This is a genomic window from Pseudoduganella danionis (assembly GCF_009720775.1).
Taxonomy (GTDB): Bacteria; Pseudomonadota; Gammaproteobacteria; order Burkholderiales; family Burkholderiaceae_D; genus Rugamonas; species Rugamonas danionis.
The window spans coordinates 281,225-300,903 of sequence record NZ_WNKW01000004.1 but is presented as its reverse complement, the minus strand read 5'-3'; the positions used below and the strand labels follow the sequence as shown (position 1 = coordinate 300,903).

Genomic DNA, 19,679 nt, shown 5'->3' with positions numbered 1-19,679 from the left:
GGACATTTTAGCCTATGCCAGCGGGCTCAAAATGGTGAGGGCCTCATTCAAAACAAGGAGTGAAATGGACGGCGATTCTAATACCAAAGTAAAGAAGCATCCCCAATGGGATAACAAGTCGACTAGGGACCTAGTCATTGCGGTATTCGGTCAGGCTCAGTGGGAAAAGGCGCACCCGAGCGTGAGGTCCATGACAGACAGACCTGAATTCTGCCGCTATTACTACCACCAAGCATTGGACATGATGAACGAATACATCAAATCCAAACTGGAGTTAACTGGATTGTGGGGGGTCTTCGAAGACTACGATGAATTTAGCTATCTGATGCTGAAAATCAGGGCAAATATCGTGGCCTTTATTCAGAGCCTGCATGCCATAGCGGATACCTGTTCCCACATGCTCTATTACTCCCTAGCGTTAGATACGCTTCCTAGCGCGCTTAAGGAAAGGGAAATCGATTTCAACAAAGTCCTAAAGCTCCTCGAGCTGCATCGCGATGCAGGTCATCCCGAGTACGAAAATCTCTGTAGATTGTTTCGCGAGATTACAACTGGTGTCGACTATAAGTACCTTAATGCCCTGAGTAACACGTCAAAGCACCGCAATATAGTCCGCCCAGAACTGAACGAAGATGTTACCGGCACGAGGGAAGAGAAGTGGCTTCTTTTTTTGGACTCATTCTGGTACAGGAAAGAATTCTTTGAGAAAACCGACGCGTATGAGTTCATGCGCAAGGAGCACGACCGTATCCAGCCACTGACTGTGGACATCGGCGTGGAATTAAATGAAGTCTTGAAGAAACTCCAACCATTGAAGCCTTTAGTCTACGCCGCTAAAGAATGTCAGTGAAAGGGAAGATGACAGAGCACAACCTTACTCAACAAATGGAAGGATGAGGTATCTAAAGTTGAGACTGACATTGGCACAATAGATAGACACGCCGTTTCCCGTTAGTGTAACGCCGTCCTCGTTCCGACGCTGGTAAGCTCAAGTAAAATTATCCCAAAGCGCGACTAGCTTCGGCAAGACCAGAGTCAAGAAAAGGCAAGTATGAATCCTACAAAAGGCGGTCTCAAATTATCCAATCTATATCGCGAAGAAATCTATCTTCCCTATGCCGTAGCAGTATTCGAAGGGCACTTCGGAGGTTCCGATGCGTTCGCGAATTTTTACGGTAAGTTAACGGATGAGAACAAGGATTTATTTTTAGGCGTCGCGTCGAAGTATGTTTTTTTAGTGAAGAATGGCGACTGGCATGTCGAAATCAAAGATTGCAATCCAGTCATCGACTACCTTACGAACTCTTTTAAATTGGTCTCTATTTTTGCTTTAATTGAATCATTATCCTCCGAAAAGCATGAAGACTTTTACGATTGGTTAAGGAAAAAAGAGCACGCCGTTTTTCCAATTACTGATACAACACACCTCAGGTCGCTGCAAGACGAATACAAGACAACGTACGGTTCCATCCGCCGTTGCGTTCAATTTTTTCAGCGACTTCCCGAATCCCGCCAGGCCCAACTTCGGTTAGGGTTTATATCAAATGGCAATCCCGCGGTTGACATCAAAGCTGTCGCCCAATTTTTGTATAACCTTCGCAGCAAGTTCGTTCATGAAGGCGAGTTCGTATTGGACGTAGCAGCAACACCCGTAATATCTCGGCACAAGAATGCGTCTACGCTAACATCTATTTCAATGCCCGTTCTTCTCAGCGCCTTCGAGGAGGGTGTTGTAGCTTACTTTACCCTAGCAACTCAAACAAATTGATGTATGAAGACTCCCATCAAATAACTTCTAGCGCTCGAACCACGTCTGGATAGCTCATCATTGTGACAATTCGCGTATTTCCCCAATGGCAAAACAAGTAAGATGGTGAATCAGCAATTTTATTTTCCAAGGGGACAATATGGAAGAACGCATTTTCTTTGAGTATGGTGATGTCAAGGTAACGAGTTCGCGTTTCATCAATGGTGGACAAACCTACGCGATGAACAATGTCACTTCGGTCAAACCATATGAGAAAAAGCCCAACCGGACAGGCGGCGTCATAGTGCTGCTGATTGGGTTAATCATCATGTTCAATTCCAGTCTGATTACTGGATTACTCATCACCGCCGCTGCCGCCTATTACTTGTATCAACAAAAGACTATTTACCAAATTCTGCTGGCTACATCTGCTGGTGAAACAACTGCGTTAGTAACGTATCAACGTAACTATATGAGCGATGTCATTGCAGCTTTAAACAACGCAATCGTCCATCGCGGGTAAGTATTCGTCATTATTCGTCCAACAGTGACCACGGAGCAAATGGAAAATAATGAACAAAGAATTGATGCAAACAAATGAGTCGGACGGCAAGCAGCAACTTATGTTCGCTAAATTTGGTGATGGACGTTGGTATGCAATCCTTCCTGGTATGGAAGTGGGGTTACGGAAGGCTGGCGCAGAAGTTTGCCTCATACCGGAAAATGTCGCTGTGGAAAACTCTTAATTGAAAGCTATAAACCCATTGCACGCCACTCAACTCTTGAGGCACCAGTGATTGCTCCCATCCATTCGCTTGCCTTCTCAATTCAGGCTAACCGTGGCGTCTATGCTGTACTTGTAGGCTCAGGAATTTCGCACGCCGCAAAGATACCCACTGGCTGGGCAATTACACTTGACCTAGTTCGCAAACTTGCAAAGGTAGTTGGCGAAGATTGCGGCGCCAAACCGGAAGATTGGTATCGAGAAAAATATGGGTGCGACCCAGACTATTCCGAATTGCTTGATGCTGTAGCGAAGACGTCAGCTGAGCGGCAGCAGCTCCTGCGGACGTATTGGGAGCCTACAGAGGAGGAACGGGACGAAGGTGCGAAGCAGCCAACAGCGGCGCATCGCGCAATTGCTCAATTGGTGTCCAAGGGATTTATCAAGGTCATCGTTACCACGAACTTCGATAGGTTGATGGAAACGGCACTGGCGGACGTTGGCATCGTTCCAACCATTCTGAGCACTGCCGACCAAGTGCATGGTGCGCTTCCACTTATCCATACCCAGTGCTGTCTATTCAAGGTACACGGCGACTATCTTGATACCCGGATTCTGAATACACCTGAAGAGCTCAGCGCTTATCCAGTAGAGTTTGACCGCCTGCTTGACCGCATCTTTGATGAGTTTGGATTAATTGTTTGCGGCTGGTCGGCGGATTGGGATGAAGCACTGCGGCGGGCGATAACGAGGGCGCCATCGAGGCGCTTTACTACGTACTGGGCTATGCGCGGAGAGCCTAGTGCATCTGCACAACAACTGATTGACCACCGTGGTGCGCAAGTGATTTCCATAAAAGATGCAGACTCATTTTTTGTATCCGTACAGGAACAGGTTGCATCACTTGAGGAATTTTCCCGTCCTCATCCGCTATCAACAGAAGCGGCCGTCGCCAGCTTAAAGCGGTATATGTCAGAGTCTAAGTACCGTATTCAGCTTTCAGACTTGGTGTTCAGCGAATTGGAGCGAACAATCGAAGCCATTGATGCATCTGGCTTTGCAGTTCAGGGCGGACCGGTGCCAACAGGAGAGACGATTACGGAGCGTGTGCGGGCGTATGAAGCCGCATGTGCAACATTGGCCCCAATGGCGGTGCAGGCCGGACACTGGGGCGAAGCTGCCCATACACCAATCTGGCTGCGCGTACTCTCTGCGTTAGCAACACTTCATGAAGGCGGAAGTGGTTATGTTTTTTGGCTTGAGCTACAGCAGTATCCTGCTGCGTTGCTCTTCTACGCACTTGGAATTGGTGCAGCCTTGTCCGAGCGCCTCGATTTCCTGAGTGACTTGTTCGGCGTAACCGTAGCCCGCGAACATAAAGAGGACAAGGCTGCAGTTAAAATGTTTGCTGCGGCATGTTTGCTGAGTAACTCCGGTGGAAAGGGGCTTGAAGGAATGCAAGAGCGCTTTTCCCCCCTGAGCGATTGGTTGCATGACAGATTAAAACCATGGTGTAAGCGTATTGCTGTCACAGATGCTCAGTTCACTATGGCGTTCGACAAACTTGAAATTCTCATAGCGCTGTCCTACGGATATCACTCGCAACAGAGTCTTGATTCATACTGGGCGGCTCCGCCAGCTTGCGCATATGGAAGCAGGCGCAATAACGGTGAACGTATCATCAAGGAGATTCAGCAGTCCCTTGATGACGCCGGAGACAAATCTCCATACGTTACGCCTAGACTCTTCGGTACCTCCGCTGCTGAATGCAAGATGGAATTAGAAGCTTTCAGCTCTTTCATCGCGAAGCTTAGCCAACGTTGGTATTAATGAGGCCCCTATCATCGCAACAATTCGACTTCCCATCTGGCTTTATTTTGTAGAGACAGAGCCAATGAACAAAGCCTTCATGTTTCCCACAAAAATGAGCATGAATGGTTCTATCGTCGTATTTGCTCAAGCTATCAAAGTAGCGCCCGAAGATTTACACCAGACGCGCAACGTAAAAAAGCAAGCGTTGGACTGGGCTGTGGCATCTGAGCGCGAAATCCTACCCACCTACCGAATGGCTGCAATTGCAAAGGATGCAGAGGGCAGCCGTGCACTAATCGAATTTGTGCCAGTATAAGTCAACGTCTGGCCAGCGCCGTGTGCGTGAGAACCTACCTAGAGTGGATTTTCGAGATGCCCGACTTATGATTTACATTTTTTGTGGCACATATGACAAGTGCGCGTTAGACTGTCTAACGAAAAATTGCTTTATTGTCGTAATTCATAAATAGACGAAGGCCAATAAATGAAACAAAATATTATTAATAGCGCAAGATTTTTCCTTATTTTAGTCGCATCTCTACTTATGTATTCTTCACCTGCATTTTCTGATGAAATCAATCAAAGTAAGAGAAGTGAGCAAAAAAATACTTCCATTGAAGGAGATATATTTATTGTCACACGTGGTCAACAGGTAATCAAATTGCCATTAGTGAAAATATCAGTCGTTTCAGAAAATCAATTAAACAATTATTTAAAAAACAGAAAAGCAGCACTTACAGAGCTACGCAATGAATTAATTCCAGAAATAATTCAAACAAAGCAAGAAATATTAAAATACAAAAAGGAAGTTGATGATGCAAAAAAAACTGGGGAAGATATACATTCGCCAACAAGCGACTTTGCGCATTACTACAGGGTCTCAGAATCAAATCTTGAGGTTGCAACAGAGAAACTTCTAAGGCTTGAAAGGAAATCGACGTTCGGCAATTCATATCAAGAGTTCTTTGATGGAATTGATTCTTCTGTGCCTACTATCTTTTCGACTAAATCAGATTCCGAAGGAAAATTTGTACTGAATGCAAACTTTAAAGGGCGAGTCGCAATAATTGCTAAAAGTAGCCGTTTTATAGGAGAATTGGATGAGCGTTATCTCTGGGTAATTTGGTTAAAAAATGGCGCAAAGAAAATTTCATTGTCTGTTGATAACATGATTGGAACTAATTGCGACGAATGCGTTGAACCCAAATAGATTTTTAAAAAAAATATTAAAACAGGTTATTTGGATGAGCACTATTTAATAGACTTTGCAACAAAGAAATACAACTAAAAAAAATTAAAAATTTACCGTCTTTTCTGAGGCTGTAGGACTGCTCTTATCTTCTACTCAAAAGCAGCTGTTCAGTCCTAAATTTCAAGATTAATTTCAATCTGTAGGTGTTAATTTGTACTAAAAATGGACTCCGATTGAGTGGTGATAATTCCTGAAATTTCCCATTAAGAAAATCATATTACGACAACTGTGAGTAGAGCACCCATCTCAGTAAGAACAACAGGGCTTATATCATTTGTCTTTAGCGAACAAAACTCTCTCAATATTCCAAAAATAATGAATTCAAAATCGGATAGTATATTTCACTTCACGAAAAATCTGCGAATTCTCAAATCCATATTGAAAGACGGATTCTGGCCTAGGTACTGCCGTGAGGACGTGTCGCAACTCACTGCAAAACAGCTCGATTACGTTAGTTTTCCGATGGTGTGTTTTTGCGATATTCCACTATCAAGAATTAAAGACCATGTTGGGTACTACGGTAAATTTGGCCTCGGGCTCACCCGTTCTTGGGCAGAAAGAAATGGTCTAAATCCAATCCTATATTTATCGTCTGGCAATGAGCTTACTAAAGAGATGTTGAATTTAAATTCACATGCTAATAAGCTAGAAAAGGAAGATAAGGAAAAAGCGAAAATAACCATGAGGTATATATTTGCATATTCCAAGCCATCTGAAGGTATGACAATGCGGGGAGAGAAGTCTATAAAGAAGAAATTTTATCTAGAGTCGGAATGGCGATACGTTCCGAAACACCTGAAGCTTGAGCCATACTTGAAAAAAGACGACCATGAAAAACCTGATGTTTTGCGACGCGCCAATGATAATAGTAAAAGCCTTTGTCTCTTGAAGTTTTCACCAGAGGACGTGAGATATATATTTGTAAAAAGGGATGCAGACATTCCCCAAATAATGGACTACATTGAATCTGAACTTGATTTGGAAGAGGATGAGGCGAAGATTCTGGCCTCTAGAGTGCTGTCGTTGGAAGGCCTGCATGCCGACCTATGACTATGTAATTCTTTCGGCGTCCGTTTTGGGACGGAATCCGCCGTAATTGAAGGTTTCATACTTGGCAATATGCGTCTACGGCGATGCCCGGCATAGACGGTGGCAATAACTCTTGAGATAGCGCTTACGCCACGTTGAGCTCCGCGTACTTAAGCCCTTCTCAAAGGCTCCTTAGCCATTCAAAATTCTAGGGAAGTTAATAATGCGAGTTCTTTATGAAAAGGAAGACTTGGCCTTTTCCGTAAAATGCATCAATACTTTTAAGAAGTCTTTTCGTGGCATTGTCAGAGGCTGCGTTGCTCCTATGCCGAGAGTATTTATTGAATAGGAAACGGTATCGGATGGGCCAAATTCATGTGCATCATCATAATCTGGTCCACGCATGAATGTAATAATCTCATTACCAATCTGAATTGTGCCTTGCATGATGTTCCTGATTTTTTAGTAGTCAACTAATTCAATTTGAGTGTTGGTATGAATTCCGCTGGGAAATTCGCCAATTTCTGGATAATCATTCATATCCACGACGATACTTCCATCGTTACGCGTATCAGTTCGCTCGAAAACAAGGTTAGCACCATCCGTTCGTACTGTATACAAACCCGGCAATATATTTAGCCTAGTTCCATCTGTCGCTATTCCAGAAAGTGGACCGCGCTTCACTCTCACATTGAAGGTGTTCGTATGATTTTCCTCATATTGTGAATCGACTATAAAAAAATATTTTTTGTCGCTTTATGGGTCTAAACAAGAAATTTCGCTAGCAATAAACAAAACTAAAAAAACTTAGAAACTCAAAGATATTTACTACGGAGCGCTACAACTACCTTGACGCGCTCCGATATACTCTCTCTCGATTTGTTTAGCATAATCATAACCGGTTACTGCCTGTATTAGTCGCACGTCTGATGCGAAGAAACCGAAGTGGCTAGTTATTGCAACACCAGTTTGGGGAGAATTGGGGACGTGACAATTAGAGAGCTTTCCCCAATTTTGAATCGCTATGCTGATGCCCTTGCTGCAGGCAGCGTTCGGCCAGTAGCGGACAGTCGGCTAATGTGACTTACGATAGGACTAAGAGGCCCATAAGACACCCAAGTCATCTTTAGATTCCGGAATTTCGATGGGTCCAAAAAAATCCTCTAGATGTGAAGTTGAGTACCCCTGAAGCCGACCTACGCTAGCTTCAGTAAATGCAATGTCAGACATTCCAAAGTCCTCACGTGGAAAGAGGAAATACCGAACGATTTCAGTGTTCGATTTATCGAGTTGGGCTGCAATCAGAAAATCTACCTCTAATTTGCTGGGCGAATTTACCCACCAGCGGTTATAGCCGTACTTAGGCTCGTGCCGGCAGCTTAGCACTCGAATTGCGATGTTCACTAAACCATTTAGTCGCATCCTATAGGTATTGGTGGCCCAGTGGCCTAGCTGTCTTTCGCTATACCCGCCTGCTGCGCGCACGAGCTTCTCGACTTGGGCCTGAACGATATCTTTAAACGCATAGTTTCTCTTTCTCACCCCAAGTTCCTCATCGTTTCCGACATAGGGAATCCCAGCCAGTTTGTAGGCTTCGAACATCCCTCCAAAGCGGCACCAGAATAAGGTGGCCGTGGGAGCGTCGGGGTCTTGATTAATCAAGTTGCTCGAAATCCGCCCTTTTTCTCTATATATTCGCCTAAGAATCGCAATAAGTTCTTCGGTCGAGTAGTGACCGTTCCGTCGTCTACGCTCCCTTTGGGCTGCATCATAAAGTTCAATTGGAACGATTGCCGGAAATGCGTTGTCGCACCGGACCCAGCTTTCTGGAGGGTTACTAACGGCTTTGTTTTTCAGCTTGAATGAAGCCTTATTGAAGATAAGGTTCCCAATGTACTTTTCGTTCTTGAGCATGCATCGAATAATATTGTGGGTCCATTTTCCTCCATATTTTGAAGGTACGTTCTGTGAGTTCAACAAGGACGCGATGCGACGGTCGCCGACACCATCGTCAACATACCACTTGAAAATGAGGTTCACGATTTCGATTTCCTCTTCAGGGCCTGGTGCGAATATTACTCGTTGATTCTGTATCGCTTTCCACTCCCCTGATTTGAGTATCCCTACAGGAATCCCATCTTTTCCAAGTAGTAGTCTGCTTAGGCCGTAAATGGCTGCACCGCCTGTCTTATAGCCCATTCGGATGAGCCTGCATTGTCCCGCAAACACTTTTACAGATAACTCTCTGCTGAACTCTGCGGCTGCGGCACGCTTAAGCATTTTCATGATGGCCGAATACGGCGACCCATCGTTATCGAAGGGCTCTGCACAGTATGCGATTGATACGCCAAGTCTGCGACATTGATATTCATAGTATGCGCTCTCATCAATGTCTTGAAAGCGTCCCCATCGAGTTACGTCGTAAACCAAAATGAAGGCAAAGTCGTGGCGTGTTTGTACGTCCTCAATCAAGCGACAAAGCGCTGGTCGCCCACTTTTGGTTAACCCGCTTTTCCCAGCATCTTCGTAAATTGCCACAATTGATAAGTCGTGTTCAGTGGCATATTTCTCGATTACATCCAATTGATTTTTTGTTGAGTATTCTTGACGCTCAGTGGACATACGAACGTATGCAACCGCCCGATTAGTTATCTGAGACGCTGTTTCAGATGTAGATGCCAGACCAAGTCTTTTGACCATCTCGTCCTCCAAAGTCAACGCCAATGCATTGATTTTTCACAACGCTTGTATTGCAGGATAGGACGAGAATTGTTAGATGACAAAACAGGCGTACAGAGTCTTTCGTATGGGCGTAGCCATGGACCGGATTGGCACTGCCTTAACTCGTGAGGAAAAGAGTAAATCAATGCGATGGGCCGTGGCTTGGGGCGTAGCCAGTGGGGCTGCAGCGCCTGCAAGTTTCAAATTGAGGGTACGTGCCGCCCAGACCAAATCTTGTTGATATCGCCTCGGCTGCTTGCACGGACAAGGCGATATTATGTGGCAGTTTTCCGCTAGAAACCCAGCTTGGAACCTGCTCCCATTAACGTAGCAAATCCAAGTAGTGCAAAGACGGCAGCTGCGATGGAATGAACAAGTTTCATGGGGATTTTTTTCGATAGTTTGTCACCGATGAAAACAGCTGGGACATCCGCGATTAGCATTCCTAATGTCGTACCGCCAACAACCATCAGGGGCGCACCGTAATGTGCGGCTAATGCAACCGTTGCAATCTGAGTCTTATCACCCATCTCTGCAAGGAAAAACGTAATAAGCGTTGCACCGAAAACGCCAAATTTATGTGCTACCTGTGTTTCTTCGTCTTCGATTTTATCGGGGATTAAAGTCCAAACTGCCATTCCGATAAAGGACGCACCTAAGACCCAACGAAGTATCTCTGGACTCACTGAGGTCGTAATCCATGTTCCTAACGCGCCCGCTAGTCCATGATTGATGATGGTAGCGGCCAATATTCCAAAAACGATAGGGAGTGGTTTTTTGAAGCGCGCTGCCAGGATGAAGGCGAGGAGCTGCGTCTTATCGCCAATCTCGGCAAGGGCGACAACTCCAGTTGAAACAAGTAGTGATTCCATATGTACTCCCAGGCCGGACAAAGGACGATTGACCACCACGATTCCCCGGCCAACCGGAAGCGTAATGGTCAATGGTCTTGCCAAGCGTGAGGTCCGCTTACGCCATGGTCTGCTGACCAAGTATGTTGACGTAAGCCTCTTCGGTGGATGAAGAGCGGCTACTCCCCAATGACTCGACAATTCTAACAGCATTGAGTTGATGTGACATACCCAGTGCTGAAGAAATCAAGTCGATATTGGAAAAGTGAGTGCTCGCCTTATGTTCGGAATGGTGACAATCCGCGTACATTGTCGAATCAATAATTGCTATTCTCTTTAGCTGCAACCGCCACTAGCGTGGCCGGAGTCAGGCCAGCAGCGAACCATCGATTGCAACTAAAGAAACAGTGGGTTAGATATGAAATATAGTGTTAGGGCACTGTCTGTAGATTTGACTGTAGAACCCCATACTTTCACAGTCCCGCGCGATGAAATAATTGATACGGCGACGAATCGAATTTTCGAAGACTGTGCAACCATCCGAGATGTTGAAATCGCTTATGAGGATTTCTGGAATTACCTCAATGGTGATGAAGAGGTTCACGACGCGACGTCTAAGGTTAAGGTGCTGTCGGTTACCCCAATTGATAACGGCTGACTCCAGCCATAAGCAGCCAACGGATTCACTCTAAGAATTAGACGATTCATATGACGACTCTTTTAATCATTGACATGCAAGTTGGAATGACTTGGCCCAAGGCCGAGGTTCGGAATAATCATCAAGCAGAGGATACGATTGCTAAACTCCTAGAGGATTGGCGGAAGCGAAAAGCGCCAGTGGTTCACGTACGCCATATCTCTAGAACGCCTAACTCGCCGTTTTGGCCTGGCCAACCTGGCGTAGAGTTTCAACCGAGATTTTCCCCATTAACACATGAGCATGTAGTAGAAAAGAACGTACCCGATGCCTTCATTAACACAGGGCTTGAGCGCTGGCTTCATGCACGTGGTGAATCGAGCATTGTTCTCGTTGGAGTAAGCACCAATAGCTCCGTTGAAAATACAGCGCGGACGGCAGGTACCTTTGTGCTTGCACCGGGCTGTGCATCCAGACACCCTTCGGCCATCAACTGCTCGTAGGCTTCCGTCACGGTACCTCGTGACAGGCCCAAGGACTCGGCCAAAGCCCTGGTGGATGGTAGCCGCTCGCCAGCAGCCAACTCCCCTCTAGATATAGCGTTGCGCAGCGCTTCTGCAAGTTGCCGACCAATTCCGCCTCGGTTGCGGTCAATCGCTCCAAGGGCAGGAATCTCTATCACCAACTGACGACGCGGCATGAACAGGCTCCCCTTACCCAGAAAACTGGACCATTTAAATATTGGATAACTGGCTCTTAATAATAGTCCGGTTTTCCGGAAAAATACACCCACGAATTGACCGATGAAAGGACCCGAAATGCACTGCCCATCGATGTTTAGAGAAGAGCGTCTTGATGTTCTCCATGACCTGATTACCGCGCACCCCTTAGCTACACTAATTACCGCCGGGGGCGATGGCCTGATAGCCAACCTGATTCCCTTCACGCTTCACGTCGGAAGAGAACACGGGATACTGCGTGCGCATCTGGCGCGGAGAAACAAGCAGCTGGATGCTCTTCGTGAGGGAGCCGAGGCCTTGGTGGTTTTTCAAGGCCCCGAATGCTATGTGACACCCTCGTGGTATCCGTCCAAAGCTGAAAACGGCAAAGTCGTGCCTACTTGGAACTTTGCAATGGTCCAGGTTCGCGGCAGGCCCCAAGTTTTCGACGATGTGACTTGGGTTCGGGAGCAAATCGACGAAATGACCAACAACCACGAGCGTCATCGCGAACATCCCTGGACGGTCTCCGATGCCCCGGAAGACTTTATCGCGGCACAACTCAAAGCCATTGTGGGAATCGAGATTCCCATCAGTTCAATCGAAGGGAAATGGAAGGTGAGTCAGAACCGGATGCCCGTCGACCGCCAGGGCGTCATTGACGGATTAAGGGCTGAGCAGGTTTGTCCGTCAATGTTGGCTGCGATGGAGGGGTGAAATGAACCAAGGGCAGTCCGTTAACAGCGCGAGGCAGCCAGTACCCCTGGCTGCCGCGAACTGCTGGATTTGGGGCGTAAGCGGACCTCAGCATCGCTTACTCCAAAATGCAATTTGATGTCCCGATAGGAGAACAGGTGTCCGGTTTGACGTGTCATTATGCCTCCGACTTACCGCGAGAATCGCTGTCCGGATTGATGAGAATACTCATTTAAAGTACCTCGAGAATTCTACGAACAGCATTCTGCGCACTTGGGTCGCTCAGGCCGCTATGTCCTTGCGTCTGCACTAGGCGATGTAGGCACCAAGTCGGCCAGCCCGCCACATCATCGTCGATAGCAAACCAGCGTTTGAGATTGCGGCGCTCAACGTAATTTAAGACCTGTTCGCCGCGACTCATAAAATCGAAATCACGTTTTTGAACTTCGCGGGTATGGTACGTAGCGCCGATGACTCTTTCTCGTAATGGACATGGAAGTGCGGTTTTCGCGAATTGAAAGCCGCGCGACCTAACCCAAGACGTACTCAGTGCGATGCGCACACTTGGATACGGCTCTAATAGGTCGACAAGAACATGTGCCCATTCAAAGAGGTGGTGACCAGGTTCCCGCATGTACACTCCCGAGCCAGGCCTATAATAAACCTCATCATGATGCAGGCACCCGTCAAAATCGAGCACGCAAATCGGTGTCTCCTCAATGACATAGTTCATGATTATGTCCCTATAAACCCTGCTTTAAATGGTCGATATACATTCCGTTAGAGAATCCCTAATGCCAAGGGAACGAGTCACATCACTGGTCTCAATATGCGCGTGCCCTGCAGCTCAGATTCAAACAGCGTTGCCGGAATATGCATTGCTGCATAGTAATTAATAAGCGCTTAAAGGTGCTGGATAAGCTTACGATAAGAATATTAATCCTCTAAGCGTAACACCTGATTGTTATCAAAACCCAACGAAAAAATAGCATCTTCAGCTATGCTGTCTGTATTCCTTTCAGCATCTTTCGTGGGACGCAACTGGCCATAAAGAGCCTCATACTGTTGCCGCTCCAGATATTCAGCTCCATCCTGTTTTGCTGACTCGCGCTCTTGCACGGTCATATCTTTATCTTGTTTTCTTGTTGAACGTTTATCTACTGAAACCATATTCTTCTGGGTTTCTTTAGATACGTGGTTCTTACTTTTCTCCCATATCATCTTCTTGCCAGCAGCATGCTCCTTATACCCATTTCCAATTGCGTGTCTTTTTCGCATATTTATGTAATCGCGGTACCATTGGGGGCCAATAATTTCATCTGAAAATGGTAATTTTTTTTCCTTCAGCTCAATAAGATGACCACTCGGAGAGTCCCAATAAACTACGAAAGACCAGTTAAGTATAGTAAAAATCGTTGCCACATAGGTTTTTTTAAATTGTTGTTCATATGCGTACGAATGCTCAATCAATTGAGGACACGAATATTTCGTAGAATCATTAGTAACAATACCATTTGGTGCATGACATTTTTTTTCAAGTCCAAATTTTCTAATTGCTGTTTCCAATGGCCAATCCCATGCTATATCACCTCGACGCCGCTCTCGATAATAATTAAATACTCCCTGCGGATTAGCCGAAAACTTTGAATTTTTAAGCATATCAAGTGATAATTCGGGCGATGTAATTGGCTTTAAGTTATGCTCACTTACCATCATCCATAAAGCTCGCATGAAAACCTTCACAGGAACAGCACCATCCTCTGCATACCGTTTTCGATGCTTGTCATACTCAATATCCCCGCTTGGATAATAAGAACCACTTAGAACATGAGAAATACATCTTTGAAAACTTCCCATCGTATTTTCTATACCGCCTTTAGTTTGAGGAGTGCCTGGCTTAGCAATGATTGTGGTCACACGTAGGTCTTCTGCCGCTTTGTTCGTAACTATTTCAGAACTTCCAGCTCCACGGTCGACAAAAATGGCATAAGGACAACCATATACCATTCCACCTAATTCGCCCAAACCCCACATATCCAGTTCTGTTTCCTTACGCATACACGCAGACATAATGCACGCCAAATATCCTTCAGACCTTTCTGAGCGGAAGGTTACATATAACCCAACAATGGCTTTGCTTAATCTATCTTTTGCAATAATTACCGTAGGCTTTCTGCAACCATCAATTTCGATAATATCATCTCCATACAAAAGATAATTATCAGCAATAGTGGCATCTATGTCATATATAGGTAGGCCTTCATGAACAATATCACTAGCACTACCACCAGTCTTTTGAAATTTTCGACCTCTAATTTTTTTTGTCTGCTTTACTAATTCACCAAGTGCTTCGTTGTAATATTTTCTAGCGATTTCTTTTAACCGCTTTGGGGGCGGTAATTTGCCTTCATCGATTTTGTATTTTTTTACATCTCCATTTGAATCTCTATTATAGGAAACAAGACAGATGTCATTTACTCGTTGATAAATAATTAAAAATGTGTCAGTAGTCTCTTTAACTTCTTTATAGATGAAATTTTTTATAATTGTAGCTATCCTTGGTGCTAACCTTCTATTGTTATGAGTCCCAGGCATTCCAATACGTTTACTTGAAATAGGTCTGCCAACATTAAAATTATCTTTCTTAAAAGGGATTTTTGTTTTTATTTTTCGTTTTGGCTCTTCTACACTGCCTTTATTGCAATGACCTTGCTCCCAAACTCTATCCAACGAAGCATTTGGATGCTCACGATAAAAATAGGATGTTTCAAGCCATCGCCGAACTGATACATCAGAGACGCAAAATTGCAATACCAACGACTTAATCGCATCTGCATAAATATTTTTATCCAAGAGAAGAAGGTCGCCCCATTGAGACAAAGCATAAGTCACCACCTCATTCTTCTTTTTAAATTTGTCTTCACGATTTGGAAGGCATACGCCGGATTCCATTTGCTCTGGAATAAAACTATCATGAACGGCTCTAAAACGCTGTGAATAATAAAGCTGGTCACACTTTGACCTATCCATACGAATACGGTCAGATGCACGCTTAGACGGAGAAAAATAGATTGGCTTGGCTCCATCCATTCCTCCGACTTTTATCAAGTACAAGTGCTCTTCGTCTGCAAGTAAAATTCGATATATACTTTGAGGTCCACGATTGTCAATTAATACCCAGGTCGAGTACCTGTTATAGACGGGTTGCTCAATACCTTCCGGTCGCGCTATATCCGGAATTGCCGATATATGAAAATCGTTATCTCGACTCACTATTGGATATAGACCGTCTAGATGATTATTATTCATCGTCGTATCCCTTTCAACATCATTGGCCTATCGATTGCCAGCTTGTAGTTATGGTCCCAAGCCAAATATCCTAAAAAGTGCGCGATTGAAAAAATCCGGTAACCAGTATTAATGTCCCAATTAAATCTACGACTTACGATATTTAATACCCGGTCAAGGGAACCGCGTATTCGTGTTCGTTTCAACGCATTAGCAAATGCTTTCGCGGAATCAGTCCAGTCCTCAATATTTTTGACATCCCTCATAAAGGCTAGAAGCAAAAGATTACTGCCATGTTCGCTATACGAAACCGTCAGTTCAGTCATAACTTCATGCGTTGCATCCCAACTACATACCGCATCACGCTCCCTAGAGTGTCGCCTCTGATTTTCTGGTTTCTCAACTAGACTGCTCGGCTTTCCTGAAATGACATGGTATTTCGGCTCGGCACAGCCAGGTAACTTCAAGGTGGCCACAATGTCTAGGGTCATAATTTCGCTCTTGGACATTCGCCCGCCTTGCTCAACAATTCGGACCAAACGGGCCTCGTCCCACTCAGGGTATTGCACGCGAATCTCTACCACGTACGGGCATAATTCCAACGCTATAATCAATCGCTCTTCAAGGTTTGAGTGAAATGGCACGTTGCCGGCAGCCTTATGGCTATATACGTAACCAGGAAGTCCAGTTTTACTAGCTTTCGCATTCTTCCCTGGTCGATAGTTATTTCTAACACTTCGATGCCCGCGCGGGTCAAAGTCAGGAACTACTGGAGGCCATTCCAATACAGTTTCACCACCTAAATTTCGAAGTCTTTGCACAGGAGTGTTTTCGTCATCAGAGGAAAGATATTCGACTAAGGGACGAGTTCTCTTGGCAGTTTTCAACTTCGGATTTTCAAATTGAAGACCCGTGGTATCACCAAAAATCACTCTGCTTCGTTGAGCCATTTATATGCCTCCTTAAAGCGTGCAGCAGTGGTGGTACGTTTAGCGGCCTCGGTATACCACTTGGGGTTGGAATATTTCGTGTGGGGCCTAGCTTTTTCCACACGAAGTGCAATTGCGGCAGCCTTTCTTGCGAAATAGCGTTCGTCATCATCAACTGACGCGTCGAGAATGACGGCAATTTCAGGTATTTGGTTCACGTAACGCATGTTATTTCTGAAGGCTGTATCCTCGAGCAAGTAACTTCTCGAAATTCGTTTTTCGGGTTCTCTCGAAATCAACCGGAGATACATCGTATGAATAGAAATAACGAGGCCGCGTATACGCTCAGGCGACATATAATCTAAAAAATTTTTGTACGACTGCGACTGACCAATATGCTGCTGAGACCACACAGGGTCGACAGCCCTTAAATGCCGGACTTCATCCCATAACCCCATACGGTGTAGCTCACTTCCAGTGGCACCTGGAAAAAGTTTTAATTTGGAAATAACACGCTTTCTATAGTTTTCAGTCGTGTTTTCAAGCTGCGAGGCAGACCACCCGCTAATACTATTTAAATAATTTTCTCGCCCACGAATTCGTTTACCTTTTATTGTTTTATTCTCAGAACTAGTATCTAAAGATTGAAGGCGCCCGATATCGAGCTTTAAGTTATCGAGTCCGCCTAATATTTTTTGAATAACTAATAGATTTTGTACTGGATTCGCAGCCAAACTGCCAAGGCTGCACTCCTGTGTTAGTCGCCGGTAGGTGTGCTTTTGAAATCCATATAACTTCAAAGAACTCTCCCCAACCGCATCCTTTAGCGCTGACTCTACTTCCGCGGCACCCCGCAAAAATCGACGTCCCAGGACTTGACTGAAGGTCGCTATGTTCACTTCAGCGGGAAGCCCATCGCGAAGTACACGGCTGAGAATAGACGCGTTCTCTACTGAAACTTCGAGCGCGCGGTCGTCAAGGTCTGCAATAGTACAAAGACTGCGACCGCACAAGCACTCGAGCGAAGGCTTCCAGAACCAGGCCGGTGAACTCACGCTTTCGCAGGCTGCACAAAACGTCTCCAATGGACGTTTATGCCATGGGCACGCAAACACACTCGGCATAAAAAAAAGACGCTGCCATATACCAAATCCGTTATCCATATATTGTTCTTTCAAACAAGAGGTGCAAATTCCTCTGCGGCTACGGGATGCGCCATGTAATCCCGCTACGCTCCACATGCCAATCGCAGGCTTTCCCAAGTGATGTGCAATGAGCTGCTGCTTTCTTTCCTCTGGCAAAAATGCAGTAAGCGCTGGTAGCAAGGTATGATTTTTCAACAAGTCCTCCGTACTGATTGCCATGGCAGCCACTCTGCTGGCATTCGAAACCGCCTTAAGATTTGAAGGAAAGAGCCAGCCCGGTTTGCGTCCCTTACCAAAAATAATTTTTGCTTGATTAAAATTTCGAGCTTCTGAATAGGACTTCCTAAAAACGTATCCAACGACAAATTCTTCTGGAAGTATTGATGGGGAAAAAAGTAATAATTCTGGTGATGTCGACTTCAATCTTCACTATTCCTTGTGTCATAATTTTTCATAAAGCTGTGCTGGACAAACCTAATCGTGGATTCCCTTAATCCAGCTTTCCGCGCGATTTTCCACAACTTAAATCTTTCAGGTGTCGCATTGCCCCAGATGAGCCTGCGATGAACAAAACTGGCTTTAGTTTCCAGATATTTTTTTAATGCTGACAACTGATAAAGCCGGTGCAATTCGTACTCCGTCATACCAGTAGCCCGCTGCAGCCGGCCCAGCGTCTTCCACTCTGGCCGCCGTCCGCCTTTTTCACTAGCCGCTGCGACCCTAGCTATCACCCTGTTGACAGTCGGTTCCAACGGCATAGAACGACAGCTACGACGCGGGCCTCGAATTAAGGCCGGTACAGCGCCATGGTCCTCAAGCCAAGATTTCGAATTACGCCGCAGTCGAGCCCAGAGCGAGTAGTTCATCAACTTCAACGCAGTTGTCGTTTCTCCCGGGCTCGCGCGGACAACCTGCTCCCAAAGCGCCTTGTCTTCACGCACTCTCTGTTGAACGCGGTGCTCCTTTAGCTCAGCTAAGTCGGCACGACATGACCGAATCCAGTGAGCAGTTGAAAGCGAGACGCCGAATCGTCTAACTATCTGCGCCGGTGTTTGCCGAGCGTCGAAAGCAGCATGGATGTTTTCTACTAGAACCACATCTAGCGTCTTTGTCCGGCGCGCAAAGGGAATGGCATGGAGTAGACAAAGAGCTGTGAGCTTCTTAATATTTACGTTAAGAGCGGTCGAGGCCGCTCGCAAGGAGCCGTGCTCAGCCATCGCCATACGAACTTGGTCCTCAGTCACTGGCGATAGCGTACGCCGGTGAGTCGAGCTCACTGATACGGATTTTCTCTGCTTGGAACAAGCTCTCTCTTGAGCCATCCACGACAACAAAATACAGTACAAAGGAAAGACTGCTCGGTCCGGTCTCATCAGGTTGCGAAGTGCGTCCATGATGTTTTTTTCTGTGGAACACATATACTTCATGCGCTCATCCGGAAATGCTTCACCAAACGTGCTGATGAAAGTCCGTACAGTATCCCCGACAGCCAATCGTCCAGTCTCGCTGAGATACCCCGCTTTCATAAGGTGACTTAGTGTGTCAGCTTTCGTGAAGGCTCCGTTTTCGGACGTTGTATTCAAGCAGTGTGCAGTACGACGCGCGAACTCCACACATATTGATAACTGACTTGGTTCGAGCGGATGGTGGCACTCAGCATCGAACAATCGTCCTTGCTTGCCTTTCCATCGAAGCTCGATACCGTGGACACCACAAGCTACAACATACGGTGCACATAGTTCTCGGTGAACATATCGGAACCCGTTGTCCCGAAGTTGTATCTCTTCACATTCTGGACAATATCGCTCAACCTCATCGGTCGCTCCGAGCGTAACTTCTGGACGGCATAGGCGCACAGGCCCCTTGAGATTTTCAACCAAGTTTCTGCGCTGCTGGGCATACTTCTCTACTGGCAAGCCACGGCAATACCAGTTCAATTCTGTATGCCCTTCAAGGAGCATTTCCAGCGAGCCAAATACATGACCGACAACTTCATGGAAATGCCCAAGTCCACTGGGCATTCCATAAAGGCCAGGCTTTCTTCCAAGCAGTTCTTTGAACACCATCCGTGAAGACGCCGAGGTCGTGTACCTGGCATTTCTCAGTATGTAATGCCCGATTAGCTCGCC

19 protein-coding genes, 1 pseudogene and 1 riboswitch are annotated in these 19,679 nt (G+C 45.8%); of the genes and pseudogenes, 11 read left to right on the top strand and 9 right to left on the bottom strand.

Going from position 1 to position 19,679, the window contains the following annotated elements; translation table 11 throughout:
• The first annotated feature begins 64 nt into the window (after positions 1–64).
• From GM655_RS15830 to GM655_RS15795, 8 genes are all read left to right on the top strand, one after another.
• On the top strand, positions 65–850 hold the full coding sequence (locus GM655_RS15830; RefSeq protein ID WP_155435641.1) for a hypothetical protein: 786 nt from the start codon (positions 65–67) through the stop codon (positions 848–850).
• A 201-nt stretch (positions 851–1,051) separates the two neighbouring features.
• Positions 1,052–1,768 (top strand): hypothetical protein, encoded by a 717-nt coding sequence (locus tag GM655_RS15825; RefSeq protein ID WP_155435640.1) that lies wholly within the window; start codon positions 1,052–1,054, stop codon positions 1,766–1,768.
• Positions 1,769–1,907: 139 nt separating this feature from the next.
• Entirely contained in the window at positions 1,908–2,270 is a 363-nt protein-coding gene (locus GM655_RS15820) for a DUF6232 family protein (RefSeq protein ID WP_155435639.1), read from the top strand.
• A 49-nt stretch (positions 2,271–2,319) separates the two neighbouring features.
• Positions 2,320–2,493 (top strand): hypothetical protein, encoded by a 174-nt coding sequence (locus GM655_RS15815; protein WP_155435638.1) that lies wholly within the window; start codon positions 2,320–2,322, stop codon positions 2,491–2,493.
• Positions 2,454–4,301 carry an SIR2 family protein gene (locus tag GM655_RS15810; RefSeq protein WP_196308783.1) on the top strand — a complete coding sequence of 616 codons (1,848 nt, stop codon included), beginning with the start codon at positions 2,454–2,456 and terminating at the stop codon, positions 4,299–4,301. Before GM655_RS15815 ends, GM655_RS15810 begins: the two co-directional genes overlap by 40 nt.
• A 64-nt stretch (positions 4,302–4,365) precedes the next feature.
• Positions 4,366–4,599 (top strand): hypothetical protein, encoded by a 234-nt coding sequence (locus GM655_RS15805; protein ID WP_155435636.1) that lies wholly within the window; start codon positions 4,366–4,368, stop codon positions 4,597–4,599.
• A gap of 168 nt (positions 4,600–4,767) precedes the next feature.
• Positions 4,768–5,493 (top strand): hypothetical protein, encoded by a 726-nt coding sequence (locus GM655_RS15800; RefSeq protein ID WP_155435635.1) that lies wholly within the window; start codon positions 4,768–4,770, stop codon positions 5,491–5,493.
• A 357-nt stretch (positions 5,494–5,850) separates the two neighbouring features.
• Complete coding sequence (locus GM655_RS15795) at positions 5,851–6,585, top strand: abortive infection system antitoxin AbiGi family protein (RefSeq protein WP_229632611.1); 735 nt, start codon at positions 5,851–5,853, stop codon at positions 6,583–6,585.
• Between the two features lie 213 nt (positions 6,586–6,798).
• Here GM655_RS15795 and GM655_RS15790 read toward each other — a convergent pair whose 3' ends face one another.
• The 3 genes from GM655_RS15790 to GM655_RS15780 all read right to left on the bottom strand — a co-directional run bounded on the left by GM655_RS15790 (position 6,799) and on the right by GM655_RS15780 (position 10,157).
• Positions 6,799–7,011, bottom strand: coding sequence for a hypothetical protein (locus GM655_RS15790; protein WP_155435633.1), 213 nt, complete (start codon positions 7,009–7,011; stop codon positions 6,799–6,801).
• 648 nt (positions 7,012–7,659) lie between these two features.
• Entirely contained in the window at positions 7,660–9,264 is a 1,605-nt protein-coding gene (locus tag GM655_RS15785; protein ID WP_155435632.1) for a recombinase family protein, read from the bottom strand.
• Positions 9,265–9,578: 314 nt separating this feature from the next.
• Positions 9,579–10,157 carry a TMEM165/GDT1 family protein gene (locus tag GM655_RS15780; protein ID WP_155435631.1) on the bottom strand — a complete coding sequence of 193 codons (579 nt, stop codon included), beginning with the start codon at positions 10,155–10,157 and terminating at the stop codon, positions 9,579–9,581.
• Positions 10,158–10,159: 2 nt separating this feature from the next.
• Positions 10,160–10,336: riboswitch (yybP-ykoY riboswitch) on the bottom strand.
• A gap of 218 nt (positions 10,337–10,554) precedes the next feature.
• Here GM655_RS15780 and GM655_RS22765 point away from each other — a divergent pair.
• Together GM655_RS22765 and GM655_RS15775 are read left to right on the top strand one after the other, a co-directional pair.
• Positions 10,555–10,794: a hypothetical protein gene (locus tag GM655_RS22765; RefSeq protein WP_196308780.1), complete on the top strand. Its 240-nt coding sequence runs from the start codon at positions 10,555–10,557 to the stop codon at positions 10,792–10,794.
• A 50-nt stretch (positions 10,795–10,844) separates the two neighbouring features.
• Positions 10,845–11,216: pseudogene (locus GM655_RS15775) on the top strand (isochorismatase family protein); the annotation flags it as partial.
• Here the strand turns inward: GM655_RS15775 and GM655_RS15770 are convergent.
• Positions 11,135–11,473 carry a GntR family transcriptional regulator gene (locus tag GM655_RS15770; RefSeq protein ID WP_229632610.1) on the bottom strand — a complete coding sequence of 113 codons (339 nt, stop codon included), beginning with the start codon at positions 11,471–11,473 and terminating at the stop codon, positions 11,135–11,137. The pseudogene GM655_RS15775 and the gene GM655_RS15770 sit on opposite strands and share 82 nt — an antisense overlap.
• A gap of 103 nt (positions 11,474–11,576) precedes the next feature.
• On the opposite strand from GM655_RS15770, the gene GM655_RS15765 reads away from it, so the two are divergent.
• A complete protein-coding gene (locus GM655_RS15765) occupies positions 11,577–12,209 on the top strand; it encodes an FMN-binding negative transcriptional regulator (protein WP_229632596.1) in 633 nt (210 codons plus the stop codon).
• A 211-nt stretch (positions 12,210–12,420) separates the two neighbouring features.
• Here the strand turns inward: GM655_RS15765 and GM655_RS15760 are convergent, their stop codons facing one another.
• From GM655_RS15760 to GM655_RS15740, 5 genes are all read right to left on the bottom strand, one after another.
• The gene (locus GM655_RS15760) at positions 12,421–12,921 is read right to left on the bottom strand and encodes an HAD domain-containing protein (RefSeq protein WP_155435629.1); all 501 of its coding nucleotides are present in this window, start codon (positions 12,919–12,921) and stop codon (positions 12,421–12,423) included.
• 203 nt (positions 12,922–13,124) lie between these two features.
• Positions 13,125–15,497, bottom strand: coding sequence for a TnsB C-terminal domain-containing protein (locus tag GM655_RS15755; RefSeq protein ID WP_155435628.1), 2,373 nt, complete (start codon positions 15,495–15,497; stop codon positions 13,125–13,127).
• A complete protein-coding gene (locus tag GM655_RS15750) occupies positions 15,494–16,426 on the bottom strand; it encodes a PDDEXK family nuclease (RefSeq protein ID WP_155435627.1) in 933 nt (310 codons plus the stop codon). Before GM655_RS15750 ends, GM655_RS15755 begins: the two co-directional genes overlap by 4 nt.
• A complete protein-coding gene (locus GM655_RS15745; protein ID WP_155435626.1) occupies positions 16,405–17,973 on the bottom strand; it encodes a TniQ family protein in 1,569 nt (522 codons plus the stop codon). The genes GM655_RS15750 and GM655_RS15745 overlap by 22 nt, the downstream gene beginning before the upstream one ends.
• Positions 17,970–19,616 (bottom strand): hypothetical protein, encoded by a 1,647-nt coding sequence (locus tag GM655_RS15740; RefSeq protein WP_155435625.1) that lies wholly within the window; start codon positions 19,614–19,616, stop codon positions 17,970–17,972. Before GM655_RS15740 ends, GM655_RS15745 begins: the two co-directional genes overlap by 4 nt.
• Positions 19,617–19,679 lie beyond the last annotated feature (63 nt).